Genomic DNA, 20,254 nt, shown 5'->3' with positions numbered 1-20,254 from the left:
ACCCTCGGCGGCCGCGCGTGTGGGAGCGCTCCCACCAACCTCATGAAGCCCCCGTCCACCGCGTCAAGGAGTGACATGCCTTCCTTCCCCGAGAACTTCCTCTGGGGCACCGCCACCGCCGCCTACCAGGTCGAGGGAGCCTGGAACGAGGACGGCCGCACGCCGTCCATCTGGGACACCTTCTCCCACACGCCCGGCCTGGTCGCGCGCGGCGACACCGGCGACGTGGCCTGCGACCACTACCACCGCCTGGAGGAGGACCTCGACATCCTGGCCGCGCTCGGCGTCGGGGCCTACCGCTTCTCCATCTCCTGGCCCCGCGTGCAGCCGGGCGGGCGCGGCCCGGCCAACGCCCCCGGCGTCGACTTCTACTCGCGGCTCGTGGACGGCCTGCTGGCGCGCAACATCGCCCCGGTGGCCACGCTCTACCACTGGGACCTGCCGCAGGAGCTGGAGGACGCGGGCGGCTGGCCGCACCGCGACACCGCGGCCCGCTTCGCCGACTACGCGCGCCTCATGGGCGACGCGCTCGGCGACCGCGTGCACACCTGGATCACGCTGAACGAGCCGTGGTGCTCGGCGTACCTGGGCTACGCCTCCGGCGTGCACGCCCCGGCCCGCACCGAGCCCGCCGCCGCGCTGGCCGCCGTGCACCACCTCAACCTCGGCCACGGCCTGGCCGTCCAGGCGCTGCGCGCGTCCGCCGCCAAGGACGCGCAGATGTCGGTGACGCTCAACCTGCACCACGTGCGCGGCGTGTCCGAGCGCGACGCCGACGCCGTACGGCGGGCGGACGCCCTCGCCAACCGCGCGTTCCTCGGGCCGATGCTGGAGGGCGCCTACCCCCGCGACCTCATCGAGGACACCGCGTCGGTGACCGACTGGTCGTTCGTGCGCGACGGCGACGAGGCCGCCGCCTGCCAGCCGATCGACGTGCTGGGCGTGAACTACTACAACCCCACCCTGGTCCGCCAATGGGACGGCTCCTCGTCCCGGGAGACCTCCGACGGGCACCAGGACGGCGCCGCCTCGCCGTGGATCGCCTGCGAGGACGTCGAGTTCGTCCGGCAGCCGGGGCCGTACACCGAGATGGGCTGGAACATCGACGAGACCGGCCTGACCGAGCTGCTGCTGCGCCTGCACCGTGACTACCCGGACACCCCGACGATGATCACCGAGAACGGCGCGGCGTTCCCCGACCCGGTGTCCGAGGACGGCCTGGTCCACGACGCCGACCGCGTCGACTACCTGCGCCGTCACCTGACGGCGGTCGCCGAGGCGATCGCGGGCGGTGCCGACGTGCGCGGCTACTTCGTGTGGTCGCTGATGGACAACTTCGAGTGGGCCCACGGGTACGCCAAGCGCTTCGGCATCGTCCGCGTCGACCGGGACACCATGGAGCGCACCTGGAAGGACAGCGCCCACTGGTACCGCGACGTGGTCGCCACGGGCAAGCTGCCCGAGTGACGTTCGGGGCCCGCGGGTCGCGGGCCCCGAACCTCAGGAGACGCCGAGTTCGGCGCGCAGCAGGCGGGCGGCGCCCGCCATGGCGCGCATCTTGCCCTCGGCCGAAGCCCTCGGCAGGTACTTCATGCCGCAGTCGGTGGAGATGACCAGCCGGTCGGGCGGCACCCGGTCGAAGGCCCGGCGCACCCGGTCGGCCACCACCTCCACCGGCTCCACCTCGGGCGTGGACAGGTCGATCACGCCGAGGATCACCGTCTTGTCCTTCAGGTCGGCCAGCACACCGAGGTCCAGCCCCGACTGCGCGGTCTCGATCGACACCTGCCGTACGGGACACCCGGCCAGCTCCGGCAGGAACGAGTACGCCTCCGGCCGCTCGTGGATGATCGCCGCGTAACCGAAGCAGATGTGCACCGCCGTCGTGCCGGTGACCCCGTCGAGGGCGGCGTTCAGGGCGGCCAGCCCGTACGCGCGTGCCGCGTCAGGCCGGGCCTGCATGTACGGCTCGTCGATCTGGACGATGTCGGCCCCGGCGGCGAACAGGTCGCGGATCTCGGCGTTCACCGCCGCCGCGTAGTCCATGGCGGCGGACTCGGCGTCCGGATAGTGGTCGTTCTGCGCCTGCTGGCTCATGGTGAACGGCCCGGGAACGGTCATCTTCACCACGTGGCCGGTGTGCGCGCGCAGGAACCGCAGGTCGTCCACCTGCACCGGACGCGTCCGGCGGATGGGGCCGACGATGCGCGGCACCGGGTTGGGGTGCCCGCTGCGGTCGAGCGCGGTGCCCGGGTTGTCCACGTCGATGCCGTCGAGGGCGGTGGCGAAGTGGTTGGAGTAGCTCTCGCGGCGCATCTCGCCGTCGGTGACGATGTCCAGCCCGGCCCGCTCCTGGGCCAGGATCGCCAGCTCGGTGGCGTCGTCCTGGGCCTGCGCGAGGTGTTCCGGCGCGACCCGCCACAGCTCACGGGCGCGGACGCGGGGCGGGAAGCGGCCGGCCAGCCGGGCGCGGTCGATCAGCCAGTCGGGCTGGGCGTAGCTGCCGACCAGCGTGGTCGGCAGCAGCGGCAACGATGTCATGGCGCACCTCGTTTCGGTCGTGCCCTCCACTGTGCGCGACCGGCGAGGCCGTTACCAGCGGTCGAGGTGGAGAACCTCGTCCAGCGGCTGCCTCGGGGCGGGCCGGAAGGTGTCGCCGGTGTAGTAGGCGGTCGGCAGGAGCACGCCCTGGCGGACGTTGTCCGGGATGCCGAGCAGCTGGGCGACCTCACGCTCGTACGCCAGGTGCAGCGTCGTCCACGCCGTGCCGAGGCCGCGCGCGCGGGCGGCGAGCATGTAGCTCCACGCGGCCGGGAGCAGCGACCCCCACAGCCCGGCCTGGTTGCCCTCGGGCAGGCCGCCCGGCGTGGCGATGCAGCCGAGGACCAGCACCGGCACGTCGCCCATGTGCTCGCCCAGGTAGGCGGCGCTGTCGGACACCCGCGACTGCACCGACGCCCGCACCGGGTCGTCGGCGAACCGCGAGGCCGCCGAGGTGCCGGAGGCGTAGTAGCGGTTCCAGGAGCGGGCGTAGTGCTCGCCGATGGCCCTGCGCAGCTCGGGGTCGGTGACCACGATCCAGTGCCAGCCCTGCGCGTTGCCGCCCGTGGGTGCCTGGAGGGCGATCTCCAGGCACTCCTTGACCAGGTCGAGCGGCACGGGGCGGGTGAGGTCGAGGCGCTTGCGTACGCTGCGGGTGGTGGTGAGCGCGTCGTCGATCATCATGCGCCCATCATGCCGCCCGCGGCGGTCTCACGCGGCGTCCGGCAGCCAGAGGTCGGAGCCGAAGACCTCGTAGTGCAGGTTCCTGGCGGCGACGCCGGCCCGCAGCAGGGCGCCGCGGGCCACGCGCATGAACGGCACCGGCCCGCACAGGTAGACGATCGCCCCCTGCGGGATCTCGACGCCGTCCAGGTCCATGAGGCCGTGATCGTCCTCGTACCAGAAGATCCGCCGCGCGGCGGGCAGGGCGTCGGTGAGGCGTTCCATGTCCTCGCGCAGGGCGTGATCGGCGCGGGAGCGGTCGGCGTGCAGCAGCAGCACCTGGCGGGAGTCGCCGGTGCGGGCCAGGTGCTCCAGCATGCCGGTGATGGGGGTGCAGCCGATGCCGGCCGAGACGAGCACGAGCGGCGCGTCGCCGTCCTCCAGCGCGACGTCGCCGAACGGCGCCGACACGGTCAGCTCGTCACCCTCGCGCACGGTGGCGTGCAGCAGCGAGGACACCTCGCCGTCCGGCACGTCGGCGCCGCGCACCCGCTTGACGGTGATCCGGCGCAGCCCGTCTGCGCTCTGGCCGGACACGGAGTACTGCCGGAGCTGGTGGACGCCGTCGGGCATGCGGACGCGGACGCTGACGTACTGGCCGGGGCGCGTGGGCGGCACCGGCTCGTCGCCGACCGGCCGCAGCACCAGCGAGACGGCGTCGGCGGTCTCCTCGCGCCGCTCGGCGACCGTCCAGGTGCGCCACGTGTGGCCGGGCCGGGTGCCGGTCTCGGCGTGGACGCGGGACTCCAGGGCGATCAGCGCCCCGGCCATCAGCCAGTAGACCTCGTCCCATGCGGCGGCGACCTCGGGGGTGACGACGTCGCCGAGCACCTCGGCGATCGCCCCGAACAGGTACTTGTGGACGACGACGTACTGGTCGTCGGTCACGCCCACGGCGGCGTGCTTGTGCGCGATGCGCCGCAGCAGCGCGTCGGGACGCTCGTCGGGATGGGCCAGCAGCGCGCCCGCGAACCCCGCGATGGCGCCCGCGAGCGCCTTACGCTGGTCGCCGCTGCGCTGGTTGCCCCGGTTGAACAGCCCGTCGAGCAGTTCGGGACGATCGGCGAACATGGTCTCGTAGAACCTGGACGCGATCGCGTCGAGGTGCGTCCCGACCAGCGGCAGCGTGGCGCGGACGACCGCCGCGCTCTCTTCCGACAGCATGTTTGACCCCCAGATCAACCTAAATTGGTATCTGCGATTCATATTATGTGGCCGTGGCGATGGTCCGTTCCCCGGGGGTTACCAGCGACAGAAGCAGCGGCCCGGTCGGCTGGTCGACCAGCGAGCCGACGGTGACCGTGTCGAGGGAGGCGTAGAAGGCCTCCCGGGCCTGACGCAGCGCCATGCGCAGGCGGCAGGCCGAGCGCAGCGGGCAGGGCGGGTCGTCCTCGCAGCCCACCACGTCGCCCTCGCCCTCGAGCGCGCGGACGAGGGCGCCGACGGTCATGTCACGCCCGGTCCGAGTGAGATGCATCCCACCGCCCCGGCCGCGCCGCGCCTCCACCACGCCGAGCTCGCTCAGCCGGGCGACGGCCTTGGCGGCGTGCGTGTAGGGGACGGCGACCACGTCGGCCACGGCCCGGGTGGTGAGCAGGTCGTCGGGCCGCGCCACGGCCAGCCGCATGACGATGCGCAGGGAGATGTCGGTGAAGGCGGTCAGGCGCATGCCTTCACCGTAGGCGCTCGCCCCGAGTGCGGCGCAACCGCTCCTCGGAAGGAGCGGTCGCGCGGCAACAGGTGCGGTGCGGACGCGTCGCTGGTCCTCCTAGGGTCGGTGGGTCTCGGCGAGGACCACCACCGCTCCTGGCGCGACGGTGACCGGCCCGTCGTGGCGGACACCGTCGAAGACGTCGGTGCCGGTCACCCCCTCCACCTGGACCGGATGGTCGCCGTGGTTGATCAGGAAGACGTGGTCGCCCCTGCGTACCAGTTCGAGGGTGTCGGGCAGGCCGTGCGGGCGGGAGACGCCCGCGTGGCCGAGCACCTGTCCGAGCAGTTCGCGCAGGCCGGTGACGGGGGCGGTGGCGAGGTACCAGGCGGTGCCCGCGCCGAGGTCGTGGCGGGTCACGGCGGGGTGTCCCGCGTCGGGGCCCTCGGCGAAGCGGCGCACGGTGGCCGCGCCCGCCGGGCGGACCCGCTCGGACCAGATCGTGCCGCTCATCGGGTCGCCGTCGGCGAGAGCCCCACCGGTGAGAGTCACGGTCTCGTGCTCGCGCAGCGGGTGGAACTCCTCGATCGACAGGCCGAGCAGCTCGCGGAGCGCGCCGGGGTGGGCGCCCGGGTGGATGGTGTCGTGCTCGTCCACGATGCCGGAGAAGTACGACACGAGCAGGTGACCGCCCGCCTCGACGTACCGGTGCAGGTTCTTGGCGGAGTGCTCGGTGAGCAGGTACGAGCTCGGCGCGATCACCACCCGATAACTCGAAATATCAGCAGAAGGGTGGACGAAATCCACCGTGACGTGCTCCCGCCACAGTGCCTCGTAGAAGGCGTCCATCCGCTCCCTGAACGTCAGATCGACCGACGGCCGCCAGTCCAGCTCCAGCGCCCAGTACGACTCCCAGTCCCAGACCAGCGCCACCTCGGCCCGCACCGCGCTGCCCCGAACCCCGGCGAGCCTGCGCAGGTCGGCGCCCAGCCGGACGACCTCCCGCCACTGCTCGGAGTCGGTGCCGGCGTGCGGCACGAGCCCGGAGTGGAACTTCTCCGCCCCGAACCGCGAGGCCCTGAACTGGAAGAACAGCACGCTGTCGGAGCCGCGGGCGACGTGGGCGAGGCTGTTGCGGCGCATCTCCCCCGGCCGCTTGGCGATGTTGCGCGGCTGCCAGTTGACCGCGCCCGCCGAGTGCTCCATGAGCATCCAGGGCGCGCCGCCGGCCACCGAGCGGGCGAGGTCGGCGGACATGGCCAGGTCGATGTGGTTGTCCGGCCGCTCGGCCTTCAGGTAGTGGTCGTTGGCGATCACGTCGACCTCGCGGGCCCACTGCCACAGGTCGGTCGACTTGCAGTTGACGGTGCCGGCGAAGTTGGTGGTCACCGGGACGCCGGGGGTCAGCTCGCGCAGGATGTCACGCTGGAGCGCGTAGTGCTCGCGGTGCTGGGCGTCGCTGAAGCGGGCGTAGTCGAGACGCTGGGCCGGGTTGACGATCGTGTGGTTGGCGCGCGGGGCGTCGATCTCGGACCAGTCGGTGTAGATCTGGCCCCAGAACGTGGTGCCCCAGGCGTCGTTCAGCGCGGACAGGTCGCGGTAGGTGCGCCGCAGCCACTGCCGCCAGGCGGCCACGCTGTGCTCGCAGTAGCACTCGCCGAGCGGCGCGCCGTACTCGTTGTGCACGTGCCACATCACCACGGCGGGATGGTCGCGGTAGTGCTCGCCCAGGGCGCGCACCAGGCGCGCGGTCGCCTCGCGGAAGGCCGGCGCGCTGGAGCAGGCGCTCTGCCTGCCGCCGAAGCCGATCCGCCTTCCCTCCCTGCTGACCGGCAGCACGTCGGGGTGGCGCGCGACGAACCACGCGGGCGGGGCGGCGGTCGGCGTGGCCAGGTCGACGGCGACGCCCGCGGCGTGCAGCCGGTCGATCACCTCGTCCAGCCAGCCGAACGCGTAGCGCCCCTCCGCGGGCTCCATCAACGCCCACGAGAACATGCCCAGGCTCACCAGGTTGACCCCGGCTTCGCGCATCAGGGCCACGTCCTCCTCGAGGACCTCACGCGGCCACTGTTCCGGGTTGTAGTCCCCGCCGAAGGCGATACCGGCAGGACGCTGCGGATACATCCATCCCCTCCCTGTCTGTGAACGTGCACAGTAATCCCCTGCCGTCCACTTTGGGAACCGCTATCCCGAAATTTCGCGATGGAGCAGGAGGTTAACGAGAGCGTAACAACCACTTGACTGCCGTTTCGGCGCTGCATCACTCTGTGCACGTTCACAGAACCCTATGGAGGTACGCATGCGCGCCCACCGCCTTGGAGCTGTCCTGGCCGTCGCCCTCACGGCCACCCTCGCGAGCTGCGGATCCAGCGAACCAGAAGGCCCCGAGGCGGCGCAGAGCCCCGCGGCCGCCGCAGCGGGCCCGGTCACGCTCACCTACTGGACCTGGGCCCCGAACATGGACAAGATCACCAAGGTCTGGAACGCGGCCAATCCCGACATCCAGGTGACGGTGAGCAAGCAGGCGGGTGGGGACGACGCGGCCGCCAAGTTCCTGACCGCGGCCAAGGCGGGCAACCCTCCGGACCTCGTGCAGGCGGAGTACCAGCACCTGCCGTCGTTCATCGCCGCCGAAGCGGTCGCCGACCTCAAGAACGAGACCGCCGCGATCAAGGGTGAGTTCAGCGACGGCCTGTGGGGGCTGGTGACCCTCGGCACCGACGCGGTCTACGGCATCCCGCAGGACAGCGGCCCCATGATGCTCTTCTACCGCCAGGACCTGTTCGACAAGTACGGCATCGACGTCCCGAAGACCTGGCAGGAGTACGCCGACGCGGCCCGCGCGGTGCGCAAGAAGGACCCGTCGGTCCACCTCGGCACCTTCTCCAGCAAGGATCCCGGCGCGTTCACCGGCCTCGCCCAGCAGGCCGGCGCTCAGTGGTGGTCGATCAGCGGCGAGTCGTGGAAGGTCGGGATCGCCGACGAGCCCACCAAGAAGGTCGCCGCGTACTGGGACGGCCTGGTCAAGGAGGGCGCCATCGACGACATGCCGTACTTCACCCCCGAGTGGAACAAGGCACTGAACGACGGCAAGCTGCTCACGTGGCCGTCCGCCGTGTGGGCGCCGGGCGTGCTGTCGAGCAACGCGCCGAAGGCCGCGGGCAAGTGGGCGGTCGCGCCGCTGCCGCAGTGGAACGCCGGCGAGAACCACAGCGGCTTCTGGGGCGGCTCGTCCACGGCCGTGGCGGCCGCGTCGCCGCACCGGGCCGCCGCCGCGAAGTTCGCCACCTGGCTCAACACCGACCCCGCGGCCGTGGACCTCCTGGTCAAGGAGGCCGCGATCTACCCGGCCACGACCAAGGCCCAGTCGGCGCTCGGCCAGGCCCCCGAGTACTTCTCCAACCAGCCCGACTTCTGGCAGCAGGCCGCCACCGTGTCCGCGGGCGCGCGGGGCTTCACCTTCGGGCCGAACGTCGGCACGACCTACAACGCCTTCAAGGACGCCTTCGACAAGGCGCTGCGCGACAGGACCCCGTTCGCCGACGCCATCCAGGCCGTTCAGGACGCCACGGTCACCGACATGCGCAAGTCCGGCTTCCAGATCGCGGCATGAGGCGCTCGGACAGGGGGGCCTGGCCGTACCTCTTCCTGACCCCCGCGATCGTGCTGTTCACGCTGTTCCTCGCGGTGCCCATCGGCTACACCGTCTACCTGGCGATGCGCAGGACCAAGGTGTCGGGGCTCGGGCTGGGCAAGGGGGCGCGCCGCGAGGTGTTCGTCGGCTTCGACAACTTCGCCGCCGCCCTGTCCGACGCCGAGCTCTGGCAGGGCTGGCTGCGCGTCCTCGGCTACGGCACGCTCGTGCTCGTCGTGATGCTCGGGCTGGCGCTGGTCTTCGCGCTCATGCTGGACGCGACGCGGGTCCGGCTCGCGCGCTTCTCCCGCATCGCCATCTTCCTGCCGTACGCCGTGCCGGGCGTGGCGGCCACCCTGCTGTGGGGGTTCCTCTACCTGCCCTCGCTCAGCCCCTTCCGGGCGATCCTGGACGTCGACTTCCTCGGCGCCACCACCGTCACGTACTCGATGGCGAACGTGGCGGTGTGGGGCGGGGTCGGCTTCAACATGCTGGTGCTCTACACCGCGCTGCGCGCGATCCCCCGCGACCTGTACGAGGCCGCCCGCCTCGACGGCGCCTCGGAGCTGCAGATCGCCCTGCGGGTGAAGGTGCCGCTGCTGACCCCGGCGATCATCCTGACGACGGTGTTCTCGATCATCGCCACGATCCAGGTGTTCACCGAGCCCACCACGCTGCGACCGCTCACCAACACGATCAGCTCGACCTGGAGCCCGCTCATGAAGGTCTACCGCGACGCGTTCGTCACCGGCGACCTGTACTCGGCCGCCGCGACCTCGATCGTCATCGCGGCGATCTCGCTCGTCCTGTCGTTCGGGTTCCTGCGCGTGGTCCGCAACCGCGCCTTCGGGGAGGGCTGATGAGCACCCCCACCGAAACCGTCGCCGCGCGGCACCGCGCCGCGGGCGGGCGCCGGCCGCTCGGCGTCGTGCCGACGGCGCTGCTGCTGATCGGCGCGCTCTACTGCGTCTTCCCGGTGATCTGGGTCCTGATCGCGGCCACCAAGTCACCGGGCGAGCTGTTCAGCACCTCGACGCTCTCCTTCGGCACCGGCTTCCTCGACAACGTCACCGACCTGTTCGCCTACCGCGACGGCGTGTTCTGGCTGTGGGCCGGCAACACCCTGCTGTACGCGGGCGGCGGCGCGCTGCTGTCGACCGCCGTGTCGGCGATCTCCGGCTACACGCTGGCGAAGTACCGCTTCCCGGGCCGGGGCCTGATCTTCAACCTGCTCATCGGCGGCATCCTGGTGCCCGCGGTGGTGCTGGCCATCCCGCAGTACCTGCTCTTCTCCAAGATCGGCCTGGCCGACACGTACTGGGCCGTGCTGCTGCCGCAGATCCTGCATCCGTACAGCATCTACCTGGCCCGCATCTACGCGGCCGCGGCCGTCCCCGACTCGCTGCTGGAGGCGGGACGGATCGACGGGGCCGGCGAGTGGCGGCTGATGTCGCGGGTGGCGATGCCGCTCATGGTCCCGGGCATGGTGACGATCTTCCTCTTCCAGTTCGTCGCCATCTGGAACAACTTCCTGCTGCCGTTCATCATGCTCGGCGACGACGGGAAGTTCCCGCTCACGGTCGGGCTGTTCACGCTGCTCGCCTCGGGGGCCAACCAGCCGGCGCTCTACAACCTCATCCTCACGGGGGCGTTCCTGTCGCTCCTGCCGCTGATCGCGTTGTTCCTCACGATGCAGCGATACTGGAGGACCGACCTGTCCTCCGGAGCCGTCAAATGAAACGCCCCACGATCCACGACGTCGCCGCCGCCGCGGGCGTGTCCCGCGGCACGGTGTCGCGCCTGCTCAACGGCGACAAGTACGTCAGCCCGAAGGCGCGCGTGGCGATCGAGCGGGCCATCTCCGAGACCGGCTACGTCGTCAACCGGGCCGCCCGCAGCCTCGTCACCCAGCGCACCGGTTCGGTCGTGATGGTGCTGTCGGAGCCGCAGGAGAAGCTGTTCGAGGACCCCAACTACAGCACGACCATCCGGATCGCGATCCGGATGCTGGCCGAGCGCGACATGTCGCTGGTGATGATGCTGGCGGGCGACGCGGGCGACCGCGAGCGCGTGGTCCGCTACGTCCGCGGCGGCCACGCCGACGGCGTGCTGCTGATGTCCACCCACGCCGGCGACCCGTTCATCGACGCCCTGCGCTCCGGCCCGCCCGCCGTCTCCTGCGGCGCCGTCGTCGGCAGCGAGGGCGTCATCCCGTACGCCGCGGCCGACGAGCGGCTGGGCGCGCGGCAGATGACCGAGTACTTCGTCGCCCAGGGCCGCCGCAGGATCGCCATGATCACCGGCCCGATGGACACGCCGGGCGGCATCCAGCGCCTCGAGGGGTTCGCCGACGTGCTCGGCCGCAAGGCCAGCAAGAAGCTGATCGCCCACGGCGACTGGACCCGGGCCAGCGGCGAACGGGCCATGACCGAGCTGCTGGAGCGCGCCCCCGATCTCGACGCCGTCTTCGTCGCCTCCGACCTGATGGCGGCGGGCGCGCTCGCCGCGCTGCGCTCCGCCGGCCGCCGGGTACCCGACGACGTGGCGGTGGGCGGCTTCGACGACTCCTCGGTGGCCGTCTCGACCCACCCGCCGCTGACCACGATCCGCCAGCCGCTGGCCGAGGTGGCGCAGGAGACCGTACGCCTGCTGCTGGCCCTCATCGACGGCGAGCAGAACGTCGAGCCGGTCATCCTGCCGACCGAGCTGGTGATCCGCGCGTCGGCCTGACCCGGCCTCAGAGCGCGCCGGCGTACACCCAGCGCCCTTCGAGGCGGACGAACCTGCTGTTCTCCTCCATCTCACCTGGGGTGCCGCGGTCGAGGTAGTGGGCGCGGAAGCGTACGGTGCCCTCGGTGTGGACGACGCTGCCGCCGGTGGTCTGCAGGACCTCCAGCCGCGTCCAGCGCACCTTCCGGTCGAGGCCCACGCGGGCCGGGCGGTCGGACGGGTGCCAGCTGTGCAGCAGGTACGCCTCGTCGCCCGTCGCGAACGCGCTGAAGCGGGAGCGCATGAGCTGCTCGGCGGTGGCGGGCGCGGCCTCGCCCCGGTGGAAGCGGCCGCAGCAGTCGCGGTAGGGGGCGGGCAGGCCGCACGGGCACGTACGCGGAGGCATACCGGCTATTCTCCCTGTTCCGCGGCGAGCCGGGCGGCGAGGCGGCTGAGGGTGGGGCCGAGCGGGGCGTCGAGCGTGAGCTCGGCGTGCGCGTCGCCGCGGGTCGTCCCCTGGTTGACGATCGCGACGGGGATGCCGAGCTCGGCCGCCCTGATGACGAACCGCAGCCCCGACCTGACCGCCAGTGACGACCCCAGCACCAGCAGGCCCCGCGCGCGGCCGACGATGTCGAAGCACTCGTCGACGCGGGGTTTCGGTACGTTCTCGCCGAAGAACACCACGTCGGGCTTGAGCACCCCGCCGCACGTGGCGCAGCCGACCACCTGGAACCCGGCGACCTGCTCGTCGGTGAGCACGGCGTCGCCGTCGGGGTTGATCGCGTCGCTGGTGGCCCGCCAGCCGGGGTTCGCCTCGCGCAGGCGGCGGTCGAGCTCGGCGCGGGGCGTGCGCTCGCGGCACGACAGGCACACGACGCGGTCGAGGCCGCCGTGCAGCTCGATCACCTGCCGCGCTCCTGCCGCCTGGTGCAGGCCGTCGACGTTCTGGGTGACGATGCCGGCCAGCAGGCCGCGCCGCTCCAGCTCGGCGACGGCGCGGTGCCCGGCGTTGGGCTGGGCGCGGCGCATCTGGCTCCAGCCGACGTGGCTGCGCGCCCAGTAGCGCCGCCGGGCCTCCTCGCCGCCGACGAACCGCTGGTAGGTCATCGGGTCGGCGCGCCTGGCCAGACCTGTCGGACCGCGGTAGTCGGGGATGCCCGACTCGGTCGACAGGCCGGCCCCGCTGAGGACGGCCACCTCTCCCCTGCCGACCAGCTCGACCAGTCCGGCCAGGTCGGCGGTGCTGTCGTCAAGGGTGTACGCGGCGCTCGAAGTCACGCCTCCCATGGTGCCTCACCCCCACACCATCCTCACCACCCACCCGAACCGGGCAATGCCGACCACGCCGGAGAGGCTGGTGATCAGGCCGGGCTGTGGCGGCGGGAGGCCGCCGGGCGCAGGTAGACGCAGCGGAACTCGGCCGCGAAGCGCTGCTCGCCGTCACGCAGCCAGCACTCCTCCGGGCCCGGCAGCGTCTCGGTCAGCGTGAGCCGTCCGGCGGTGACCCCGAGCCGGCCGAGCGCCTCGATCAGCGCCGGCGAGCGGGTGTCGACGTAGAAGGGCTTGCGCCGCCGCGATGAGCCGGCGAAGAACGTCACAGGAAGGCCGGCTGCCTCGCGTACCCGCGCCATCTCCACCAGCAGCTCGCCGTCGCCGCGGGCCCGTCCGAGCGCCTCGAGCGACGCCTGGCCGACGCTCCAGCGCCGCCGCGTGACGACGACGTTGCCCCAGGTGAGCCGGGGGACGTGCGGCAGGTCGGGCAGGCGCGGCAGCCGGACCGCGGGCAGGGACAGCGCCGTGTAGAGCTCCGCGTTCAGGGCTGTGGCGTGTTCGCCGTCGTGCAGCAGCAGCGGCTCGTCCATGCCCTGGGCGTGCAGGGTGGCGCACCGGCCGTCGCTGCGCACGTACAGCTCGTCGAGGCCGATCCTGCGGCTCCGCCCGGCCGCCACCCCGCCGAGCTCCAGGACGGGGCCGGGCAGCTGCGGCGGCGGCGCACCGCCCGAGCGGTGCGGGACGACGTTCAGCACGGTGAACCCGTCGAGCGCCCGCTCGACCGCCGCGTCGCGCTCGGCGAGGCGGGCGGCGGACTGCTCGTGGAACTGCAGCGACCACGGCGTGAGCAGCACCGTGTCGTGGAGCCCGCCCACCACCAGCGGCGTCACCCCCTCCTCGTACGCCTCCAGCGACGACGCGGCCACCAGGACGTCGGCCGTGCAGAGCACCGGGGCGGCGGGCGCGGCGGGCTCGTCCAGCAGACCGGACAGATCGAGCGCGGCGACGCCGTCGGGCGCGTCCCTGACCAGGGCGGCGAGGCGGTCAGACAGCGGGTCGGCGTGGCCGGACCCGAGCTCGCCGGTGGTCCGCAGCGCCTCGGCCAGCGGGAACGTGCCGCGGCCGAGCCGCCCGGCGAGCTGCCGGTTGGCGCGTCGCCGGGTGCGGTCGGCGTCCTCGGCGAGCAGGTCGAGGACGCGGGGCACCCGACCGCGCAGGTCGGCGGCCAGCCCGCCGCCCGCCGTGACCCGCAGGGTGCCGGCGACGGCCTCGTGCACGATCACACGGCCGTCGCCCGGCCCGCCGCCCGCCAGCGCCTCGATCCGCCGCTGCACGGCGAGTTTCACGTCGGGCGAGGCGACGGGGTACTGCCCGAGCAGCTCGGCGATCTCCCCGACCCGGCGTCCGAGCAACGACTCCCCGTCACGGCCTTGCGAGGTCGCCGGCAGCGCCCGCCGCTGCGCCGGCACTCCCCTGCCCGACGCCTCCACCCCGCCCCCCGCGCCCGCCTCATCGTCGCCCGATCCGTCCTCTTGCGGCGGGCCCGTCGTTCGTGTCCTGCCGCACCCGCAGCGTCGCCGGCCCGCGCGCCCGCGCCCGGCCGGGCCTGGTACGCCGGTCAGGCCGCACTCGCCGACGCTCGCGCACCCGGTCTCCTCGGCGGCCACCGGGGCGTCCGCGCCCGGAGCGTCCATGCCAGGGCGGGCGTCGCGATCGGGGGCGCCCTGCTGCGGGACGGTGCCGGGCGGGACGGTGACGCCCCGGACGGCCAGACGCTCGTGCAGCCAGCCGAGGGGGTCGCAAACCCCGGCGGGCGGGCACAGGTCGTGGACGAGCAGCCCACGGCGAGCGGCCACGGCCAGCGCGGCGGCGGCGCGTTCCATGCCGATGCCCGTCTCGGCGGCGATCTCGGCCAGGGTGCGGCGACCGTCGCACCAGGCCACGAACGCGGCCCCGTCGGGCACGTCGCCGGTCCACGTCGTACGCCGCGGGACGAGCCCGGCGAGGAGCGCGGGATCGGTCAGGACGCGCTGCTGGAGCGCCTCGACCACCCGCGCCGAAGTGAAGGCCGCGCGCCGCGGCCACACGTACGGCCCCTGCCAGGTGTAGCCGGGGGCGGCGGCCCGCTCGACGGCTCCGTAGCCGACGGGCCCGAAGCAGCCGCACGTCCCGGAGCTGGTCGAGAGCCGCTGCGCCCGCGAGGCCAGCTGCCTGCGGACCTTGCCGGGCTCGGCCCCGTGGCGCAGGTCGCGGTAGAGGCCGGGCGAGGTGCGTACGAGCGCGTCGAGGAACCGTTCGTCGGTCACCATCGCGGCGACGGCGGCCCGCACGGGCGGCGCGTCTCCGCCCACCGCGCCCGCCAGGGCGGCGCGGGCCTCCTCCAGCAGCCGCGTCGCCTGGTTCCAGTCGGCCAGCCAGGCGACGGAGCCGGGCGTCCGCGGGGGCAGCGGACGCAGATCGCGCAGGCGGCCACGCGTCCCGCGCGACAGCCGTCCACCCCCGGGCGCGCCGGGGACCACCTCGCAGGAGCCGGCAGCCGCGCCGGAGGCGGGCGCGAGGCCGGGAGACGGGATCTCTCCTGGCGGGGGTGTGGGGTCGGGCGAGGTCGTCTCGCCGGTCGCGGCGGCGAGGAGGCGCTGGGCACGGCGCTCCAGGCGGGCCACCTGGCCGGCGGCCTCTGCGGCCCTGGGGTAGGCCAGGGAGAGGACGAGGTCCCAGGGCGAGCCGGCATTCCGCACCACCATGACCGGCAGCAGCGTCCACGGATTCTTCTCCGCGCGGTCTTCCGCTCCGGATGCCGCGCGTTCGATGTCCATATGGACGCTCCCTTTCCTGGCATGAATGTGCGAGGCGCTCTCAACTCCTGATGTTTACAAGATCATCTTTTGCTGTCAACGCGTTTCCCGCGAGATGGGAAGGAGATTCGCAACCTCCGGCCCACACGGCCCTGCGCATTTCTTCACCAATATCCATAAACCCCGGCAGAAAGGGTACGACTGTTTACTGACCGTAGCCAAAGGGTGGCCGGTTCGATTACGGTGGGTCAACGTCCCAGGTCCCCCGGCTACAGAGAAAACCGACTCCCGAGAAAACAAACAACGCCGGAACGCCCGTACGCGCTCCCGCGAAAAAGCCCGCCGCCCGCCCGTAATTCCCGCCCCGGTGAACGACCACCGTCGCCTTGGGGCGGCCTCCGTCTTTTACTCACGAACGTGCGTCGGCATGCCGGGAGGACAATACGCTGGTACGAGTACGACACGGGGGTGACGGTAACCAGTGGCGGGAGACGGCACGCGCGGGAACGCTCCGCGCCTGCCGATGACGGCGTTCGTGACGGGGCTGCTCCTCGTCACGTCCGTCGTGATCGCCATCGACCTGACGTCCACGGGCCCGGCGGTGCGGCTCTTCCCCCTGCTGATCTTCCTGCCCGCCATCGTCTCCGGCCTCGGCACCGTCCGCCAGACCGTCATCGCGTCCGTCTGGGTGGTGCTCGTCGAGGTGGCGATCATCCAGTTCCTGGGCGGCACCCCCGACGACAGCCTCCTGGCGACCTCGTTCACGGCGCTGTTCGGCACGCTGAGCGTCGCGGGCTGCCGCTATCGCGTACGCCGCGAGGAGGAGGTCCACCGGCTGCGCTCCGCGGCCGCCGCCCTGCAGCGGCTCATCGTGCGCCCGCTGCCCCTGCGCACGGCCGATGTCATCGTCAACGGCCTCTACCAGCCGGTGGAGGAGGACGCGATGGTGGGCGGCGACATGTACGAGGTCGCCGTCTCCCAGATGGGCACCCGCGTGCTCATCGCCGACGTCCAGGGCAAGGGCCTGCCCGCGATCGGCACCGCGCTCGCCGTCCTCGGGTCGTTCCGCGAGGCGGCCTACCGGGAGGACACCTTGACCGGCCTCGTGGCCGCCCTCGAGAACTCCGTGGTCAGGCAGAACACCTTCGCCGCGCAGACCGGCGAGCCCGAGCGCCTCGTCACCGCGCTCGCGCTCGACTTCGGCACCGGCACCCTGGTCGAGACGGTCAACTGCGGGCACATCGCCCCCTACGTCATCGCCGGCGGCCAGGCCAGGCAGGTCAACCTCGGCGACCCCGCCGTGCCGCTCGGCCTCGACTCGCTGACCGAGACGCCGCGCAGCGAGGCCATGTTCGCCTTCCCGCCCGGAGCGACGCTGCTGCTGTGCACCGACGGCGTCACCGAGGCCCGCAGCCCCGACGGCGACTTCTACCCGCTGGAGGAGCGCCTGCGCGAGTGGGCCGCCGTCCCGCCGCCCGAGCCGCTGGCGCAGACGCTGGCGGCCGACCTGCGCGAGTTCACCAAGAGCACTCCCCGCGACGACATCGCCATCCTCACGATCACCCGGACGGCGCCCGCCCGGCCCAGAACGCGCCGCGACCGTACGAGCCGCGGCGACCTGACCGTGTGAGACCTGACCGTGTGAGACCCGTCAGCGGGAGCCGGGCTCCGGCCTGATCCCGGCCATCAGCCCGGCCATGCCCCCGATGTACGCGCGCATCCTGGCGACACCCAGCTCGCGCAGCTCCTCCACCGTGGCCCTGATCCGCTCGGTGCCGGCGCCTGCCTCGTCGTGCCGCCGCCGCAGCCCGGTCTCCAGGTCGTCCAGGGCGGCGTTCACCGCGGTCACCACGCGGGCACCCACCTGCGCGGGCCCGCCGTGCAGGGCGCGTCCCGGCACGTGCAGCGACACCAACCGCGGCCCCGGCGCGCACACCGCGCGCACCGGCCCGCCTGAGACGCCGCGCACGTCGTCGTCCGGTACGGCGCCGATGGTCTCCAGCACCTCGACGAGCGGCCCGAACAGCTCACCGAAGTCCATCACGGGCACGCCGCCCGGCGCTTCGCCGTCGGCGGCGGCGGCGCCGACGTGCGTCCCGGTGCGCGTGCTGGCCAGGCTGGCCTCGATCGTGGCCGTCACCCGCGCCATCCGCGCGTCTAGCCCGGCCCGCACCGCCCGCAGCTCGCGGGCCAGTGCCAGCGGCTCCACCAGGGCGGCGTCGCCGTCGGCGGACCTGGCCCGGCGGAACGCGGCGTCCACCGCCTCGGCGACGTGGGCGGTGATCCGGCCGGGCGGCTCGCGCAGCAGCCCGGGCTCGATCTCCACCGAGACGAGCCTTCCCCTCGCGTGGACCGCGCGTGCGCGCGTCCCCCGATCAATGTCATGCATTCGCAACGAACTCCGCAGACGGAACAGCCACCGGCATTTCTGCCACGTTAGCCCCAGGCCACGGCCCCGCAGGACGCGGTCGCCGGTCGTTCGTCGTGATTTCACGGGCCGTTGGCGGCCCGAGAATCGTCGGCCACCGCGGGTACGCTGTCCCGGCCTCACACATCACCGGTCAGCCGACATGGAAGGTGCCGTGTCCCCCAACCAGCCCCACGACCACACCGCCGCTGACAGCCACGACCACATCCAGGTCCGCGGCGCCAGGGAGAACAACCTCAAGGACGTCTCCCTCGACATCCCCAAGCGTCGCCTCACCGTCTTCACCGGGGTCTCCGGGTCCGGCAAGTCCTCGCTCGTCTTCGACACCATCGCCGCCGAGTCGCGCCGGCTGATCGACGAGACCTACACCGCGTTCGTCCAGTCGTTCATGCCGAGCCTCGGCCGGCCCGACGTCGACGCGCTCCACAACCTCAGCGCGTCGATCATCGTCGACCAGGAGCGCATGGGCGCCAACCCGCGCTCCACCGTCGGCACCGTCACCGACGCCCACACCATGCTCCGCATCCTGTTCAGCCGCGTCGGCCACCCCTACGTCGGCCCGGCCTACGCCTTCAGCTTCAACCGGGCCGAGGGCATGTGCCCCGAGTGCGAGGGCCTCGGCAAGGCGTCCGACATCGACGTCGACGAGCTGGTCGACCGCGAGCTGTCGCTCGACGGCGGCGCCATCAAGATCCCGGGGTTCGCGGTCGGCGGCTGGCAGTGGCAGGTCGTGGCCGGCTCCGGCCTGTTCGACCCCGCCGTCAAACTGGCCGACTTCACCCTCCAGCAGTGGGACGACCTGCTGCACAAACCCGCCACCAAGCTCAAGTACGGCGCCGGCACCTTCACCTACGAGGGGCTGGTCCAAAAGGTGCGCAAGTCCTACCTCGGCAAGGACCGCGAGTCGATGCAGCCGTCGGCGCGGGCGTTCGCCGACCGGGCGATCAGGCTGGCGACCTGCCCCTCGTGCGGCGGCAGCCGTCTCAACGAGGCCGCCCGCTCGGCCCGCGTCGCCGGGCGCACCGTCGCCGAGTGCTCGGCGATGCAGATCGACGAGCTCGCCGCGTTCGTCCGCGGCATCGGCGAGGCCGCGGTGGGCCCGGTGCTCGACGGGCTGCTGTCCACCCTCGACTCCCTGGTCGGCATCGGCCTCGGCTACCTCAGCCTCGACCGCGAGTCCGCCACGCTGTCGGGCGGCGAGGCCCAGCGGGTCAAGATGGTGCGCCACCTCAACTCCAGCCTCACCGACGTCACCTACGTCTTCGACGAGCCCACGGCCGGGCTGCACCCCCACGACATCCAGCGGATGAACACGCTGCTGCTGCAGCTGCGCGACAAGGGCAACACGGTGCTCGTCGTCGAGCACAAGCCCGAGCTGATCGCGATCGCCGACCACGTGGTCGACCTCGGCCCTGGGGCGGGCACGGCCGGCGGCCAGGTCTGCTACGAGGGTGATCTCGTGGGGCTGTCCGCCTCCGGCACGCTCACCGGCCGCTACCTCGACCACCGGGTACGGCTGCGCGAGACCACGCGCGAGCCGTCCGGATGGCTGCCGGTCGCGAACGCCACCCTGCACAACCTGCGTGACGTGTCCGTCGACCTGCCGCTCGGCGTGCTCACCGTGGTCACCGGCGTCGCGGGGTCGGGCAAGAGCTCCCTGATCCACGGCTACGTCGCGGGCCGCGAGGGCGTGGTCGTGGCCGACCAGTCGCCGATCAGGGGCTCGCGCCGCAGCAACCCGGCCACCTACACCGGGGTGCTCGACCCGATCCGGGCGGCGTTCGCCAAGGCCAACGGGGTCAAGCCGGGCCTGTTCAGCGCCAACTCCGAGGGCGCCTGCCCCGCCTGCAAGGGCATCGGCCTGATCTACACCGACCTCGCGATGATGGCCGGGGTGGCCTCGGTGTGCGAGGACTGCGAGGGCAAGCGGTTCACGCCCGAGGTGCTGACCTACCGGCTGCGCGGCAAGAACATCAGCGAGGTGCTGGAGATGCCGGTGGCCGAGGCGCGCGAGTTCTTCCCCGGCGGTCAGGCCGGGGTGATCCTCGACCGGCTCGCCGCGGTCGGCCTCGGCTACGTGGGCCTCGGCCAGCCGCTGACCACGCTGTCCGGCGGCGAGCGCCAGCGGCTCAAGCTCGCCATCAACATGGCGCGGGGCGGCACCACGTACGTGCTGGACGAGCCGACGACGGGGCTGCACCTGGCCGACGTCGACCAGCTGCTCGGCCTGCTCGACCGGCTGGTCGACGACGGCAACACGGTGATCGTGATCGAGCACCACCAGGCCGTCATGGCCCACGCCGACTGGATCGTCGACCTCGGCCCCGGCGCCGGCCACGACGGCGGCCAGGTGGTGTTCTCGGGTCCCCCGGCGCGGCTGCTGGCCGACAGCGACTCCCTGACGGCCGTCCATCTGCGCGACTACGTGAGCCGCGCCTGAGCAGCGGTCGAGGCGAGTTCGGGCGGAGTGGCAGGAGCGGCGGCGCGGGCCGTACGGC

General features: G+C 72.6%; 16 protein-coding genes. 7 read left to right on the top strand and 9 right to left on the bottom strand.

Annotation, left to right across the window (positions count from 1 at the left end):
• Window positions 1-75: 75 nt before the first annotated feature.
• Complete coding sequence (locus tag BLR04_RS16215; RefSeq protein WP_090765140.1) at window positions 76-1,467, top strand: GH1 family beta-glucosidase; 1,392 nt, start codon at window positions 76-78, stop codon at window positions 1,465-1,467.
• Between the two features lie 33 nt (window positions 1,468-1,500).
• Here BLR04_RS16215 and BLR04_RS16210 read toward each other — a convergent pair whose 3' ends face one another.
• The 5 genes from BLR04_RS16210 to BLR04_RS16190 form a co-directional block, all read right to left on the bottom strand.
• Window positions 1,501-2,541, bottom strand: coding sequence for a uroporphyrinogen decarboxylase family protein (locus tag BLR04_RS16210; RefSeq protein WP_090765137.1), 1,041 nt, complete (start codon window positions 2,539-2,541; stop codon window positions 1,501-1,503).
• A 51-nt stretch (window positions 2,542-2,592) separates the two neighbouring features.
• Window positions 2,593-3,225, bottom strand: a complete 633-nt coding sequence (locus BLR04_RS16205; RefSeq protein ID WP_090765134.1) for a nitroreductase family protein — start codon at window positions 3,223-3,225, stop codon at window positions 2,593-2,595.
• 27 nt (window positions 3,226-3,252) lie between these two features.
• Window positions 3,253-4,428 carry a globin domain-containing protein gene (locus BLR04_RS16200; RefSeq protein WP_090765132.1) on the bottom strand — a complete coding sequence of 392 codons (1,176 nt, stop codon included), beginning with the start codon at window positions 4,426-4,428 and terminating at the stop codon, window positions 3,253-3,255.
• A 43-nt stretch (window positions 4,429-4,471) separates the two neighbouring features.
• Window positions 4,472-4,933, bottom strand: a complete 462-nt coding sequence (locus BLR04_RS16195) for an RrF2 family transcriptional regulator (protein ID WP_090765128.1) — start codon at window positions 4,931-4,933, stop codon at window positions 4,472-4,474.
• A gap of 99 nt (window positions 4,934-5,032) precedes the next feature.
• Window positions 5,033-7,039, bottom strand: coding sequence for a beta-galactosidase (locus tag BLR04_RS16190; protein WP_090765126.1), 2,007 nt, complete (start codon window positions 7,037-7,039; stop codon window positions 5,033-5,035).
• Window positions 7,040-7,214: 175 nt separating this feature from the next.
• On the opposite strand from BLR04_RS16190, the gene BLR04_RS16185 reads away from it, so the two are divergent.
• The 4 genes from BLR04_RS16185 to BLR04_RS16170 are packed head-to-tail and all read left to right on the top strand — an operon-like array spanning window position 7,215 to window position 11,279.
• Entirely contained in the window at window positions 7,215-8,528 is a 1,314-nt protein-coding gene (locus tag BLR04_RS16185) for an ABC transporter substrate-binding protein (RefSeq protein ID WP_090765123.1), read from the top strand.
• Window positions 8,525-9,409 carry a carbohydrate ABC transporter permease gene (locus tag BLR04_RS16180; RefSeq protein WP_090765120.1) on the top strand — a complete coding sequence of 295 codons (885 nt, stop codon included), beginning with the start codon at window positions 8,525-8,527 and terminating at the stop codon, window positions 9,407-9,409. Before BLR04_RS16185 ends, BLR04_RS16180 begins: the two co-directional genes overlap by 4 nt.
• Window positions 9,409-10,287, top strand: coding sequence for a carbohydrate ABC transporter permease (locus BLR04_RS16175; RefSeq protein ID WP_090765117.1), 879 nt, complete (start codon window positions 9,409-9,411; stop codon window positions 10,285-10,287). The genes BLR04_RS16180 and BLR04_RS16175 overlap by 1 nt, the downstream gene beginning before the upstream one ends.
• On the top strand, window positions 10,284-11,279 hold the full coding sequence (locus tag BLR04_RS16170) for a LacI family DNA-binding transcriptional regulator (protein ID WP_090765115.1): 996 nt from the start codon (window positions 10,284-10,286) through the stop codon (window positions 11,277-11,279). The genes BLR04_RS16175 and BLR04_RS16170 overlap by 4 nt, the downstream gene beginning before the upstream one ends.
• Window positions 11,280-11,286: 7 nt before the next feature.
• On the opposite strand, the gene BLR04_RS16165 is transcribed toward BLR04_RS16170, so the two are convergent.
• The 3 genes from BLR04_RS16165 to BLR04_RS16155 form a co-directional block, all read right to left on the bottom strand.
• Window positions 11,287-11,664, bottom strand: coding sequence for a YchJ family protein (locus BLR04_RS16165; protein WP_090765113.1), 378 nt, complete (start codon window positions 11,662-11,664; stop codon window positions 11,287-11,289).
• A 5-nt stretch (window positions 11,665-11,669) separates the two neighbouring features.
• Window positions 11,670-12,539: an NAD-dependent protein deacetylase gene (locus tag BLR04_RS16160; RefSeq protein WP_245740286.1), complete on the bottom strand. Its 870-nt coding sequence runs from the start codon at window positions 12,537-12,539 to the stop codon at window positions 11,670-11,672.
• Window positions 12,540-12,622: 83 nt separating this feature from the next.
• Window positions 12,623-15,349, bottom strand: coding sequence for a lantibiotic dehydratase (locus BLR04_RS16155; RefSeq protein WP_090765107.1), 2,727 nt, complete (start codon window positions 15,347-15,349; stop codon window positions 12,623-12,625).
• Window positions 15,350-15,851: 502 nt separating this feature from the next.
• Here BLR04_RS16155 and BLR04_RS16150 point away from each other — a divergent pair.
• Window positions 15,852-16,958, top strand: coding sequence for a PP2C family protein-serine/threonine phosphatase (locus BLR04_RS16150; RefSeq protein ID WP_090765104.1), 1,107 nt, complete (start codon window positions 15,852-15,854; stop codon window positions 16,956-16,958).
• Window positions 16,959-16,979: 21 nt separating this feature from the next.
• Here BLR04_RS16150 and BLR04_RS16145 read toward each other — a convergent pair whose 3' ends face one another.
• Window positions 16,980-17,654: a hypothetical protein gene (locus BLR04_RS16145; protein WP_090765101.1), complete on the bottom strand. Its 675-nt coding sequence runs from the start codon at window positions 17,652-17,654 to the stop codon at window positions 16,980-16,982.
• Window positions 17,655-17,898: 244 nt separating this feature from the next.
• Between BLR04_RS16145 and BLR04_RS16140 the strand changes: the two genes are divergently transcribed.
• Window positions 17,899-20,196 (top strand): ATP-binding cassette domain-containing protein, encoded by a 2,298-nt coding sequence (locus BLR04_RS16140; RefSeq protein WP_090765096.1) that lies wholly within the window; start codon window positions 17,899-17,901, stop codon window positions 20,194-20,196.
• The last annotated feature ends 58 nt before the right edge of the window (window positions 20,197-20,254 follow it).

Origin of the sequence: Nonomuraea maritima, assembly GCF_900100395.1 — a bacterium.
Lineage (GTDB): Bacteria > Actinomycetota > Actinomycetes > Streptosporangiales > Streptosporangiaceae > Nonomuraea > Nonomuraea maritima.
This window is presented reverse-complemented; position numbering and strand designations above follow the sequence as displayed.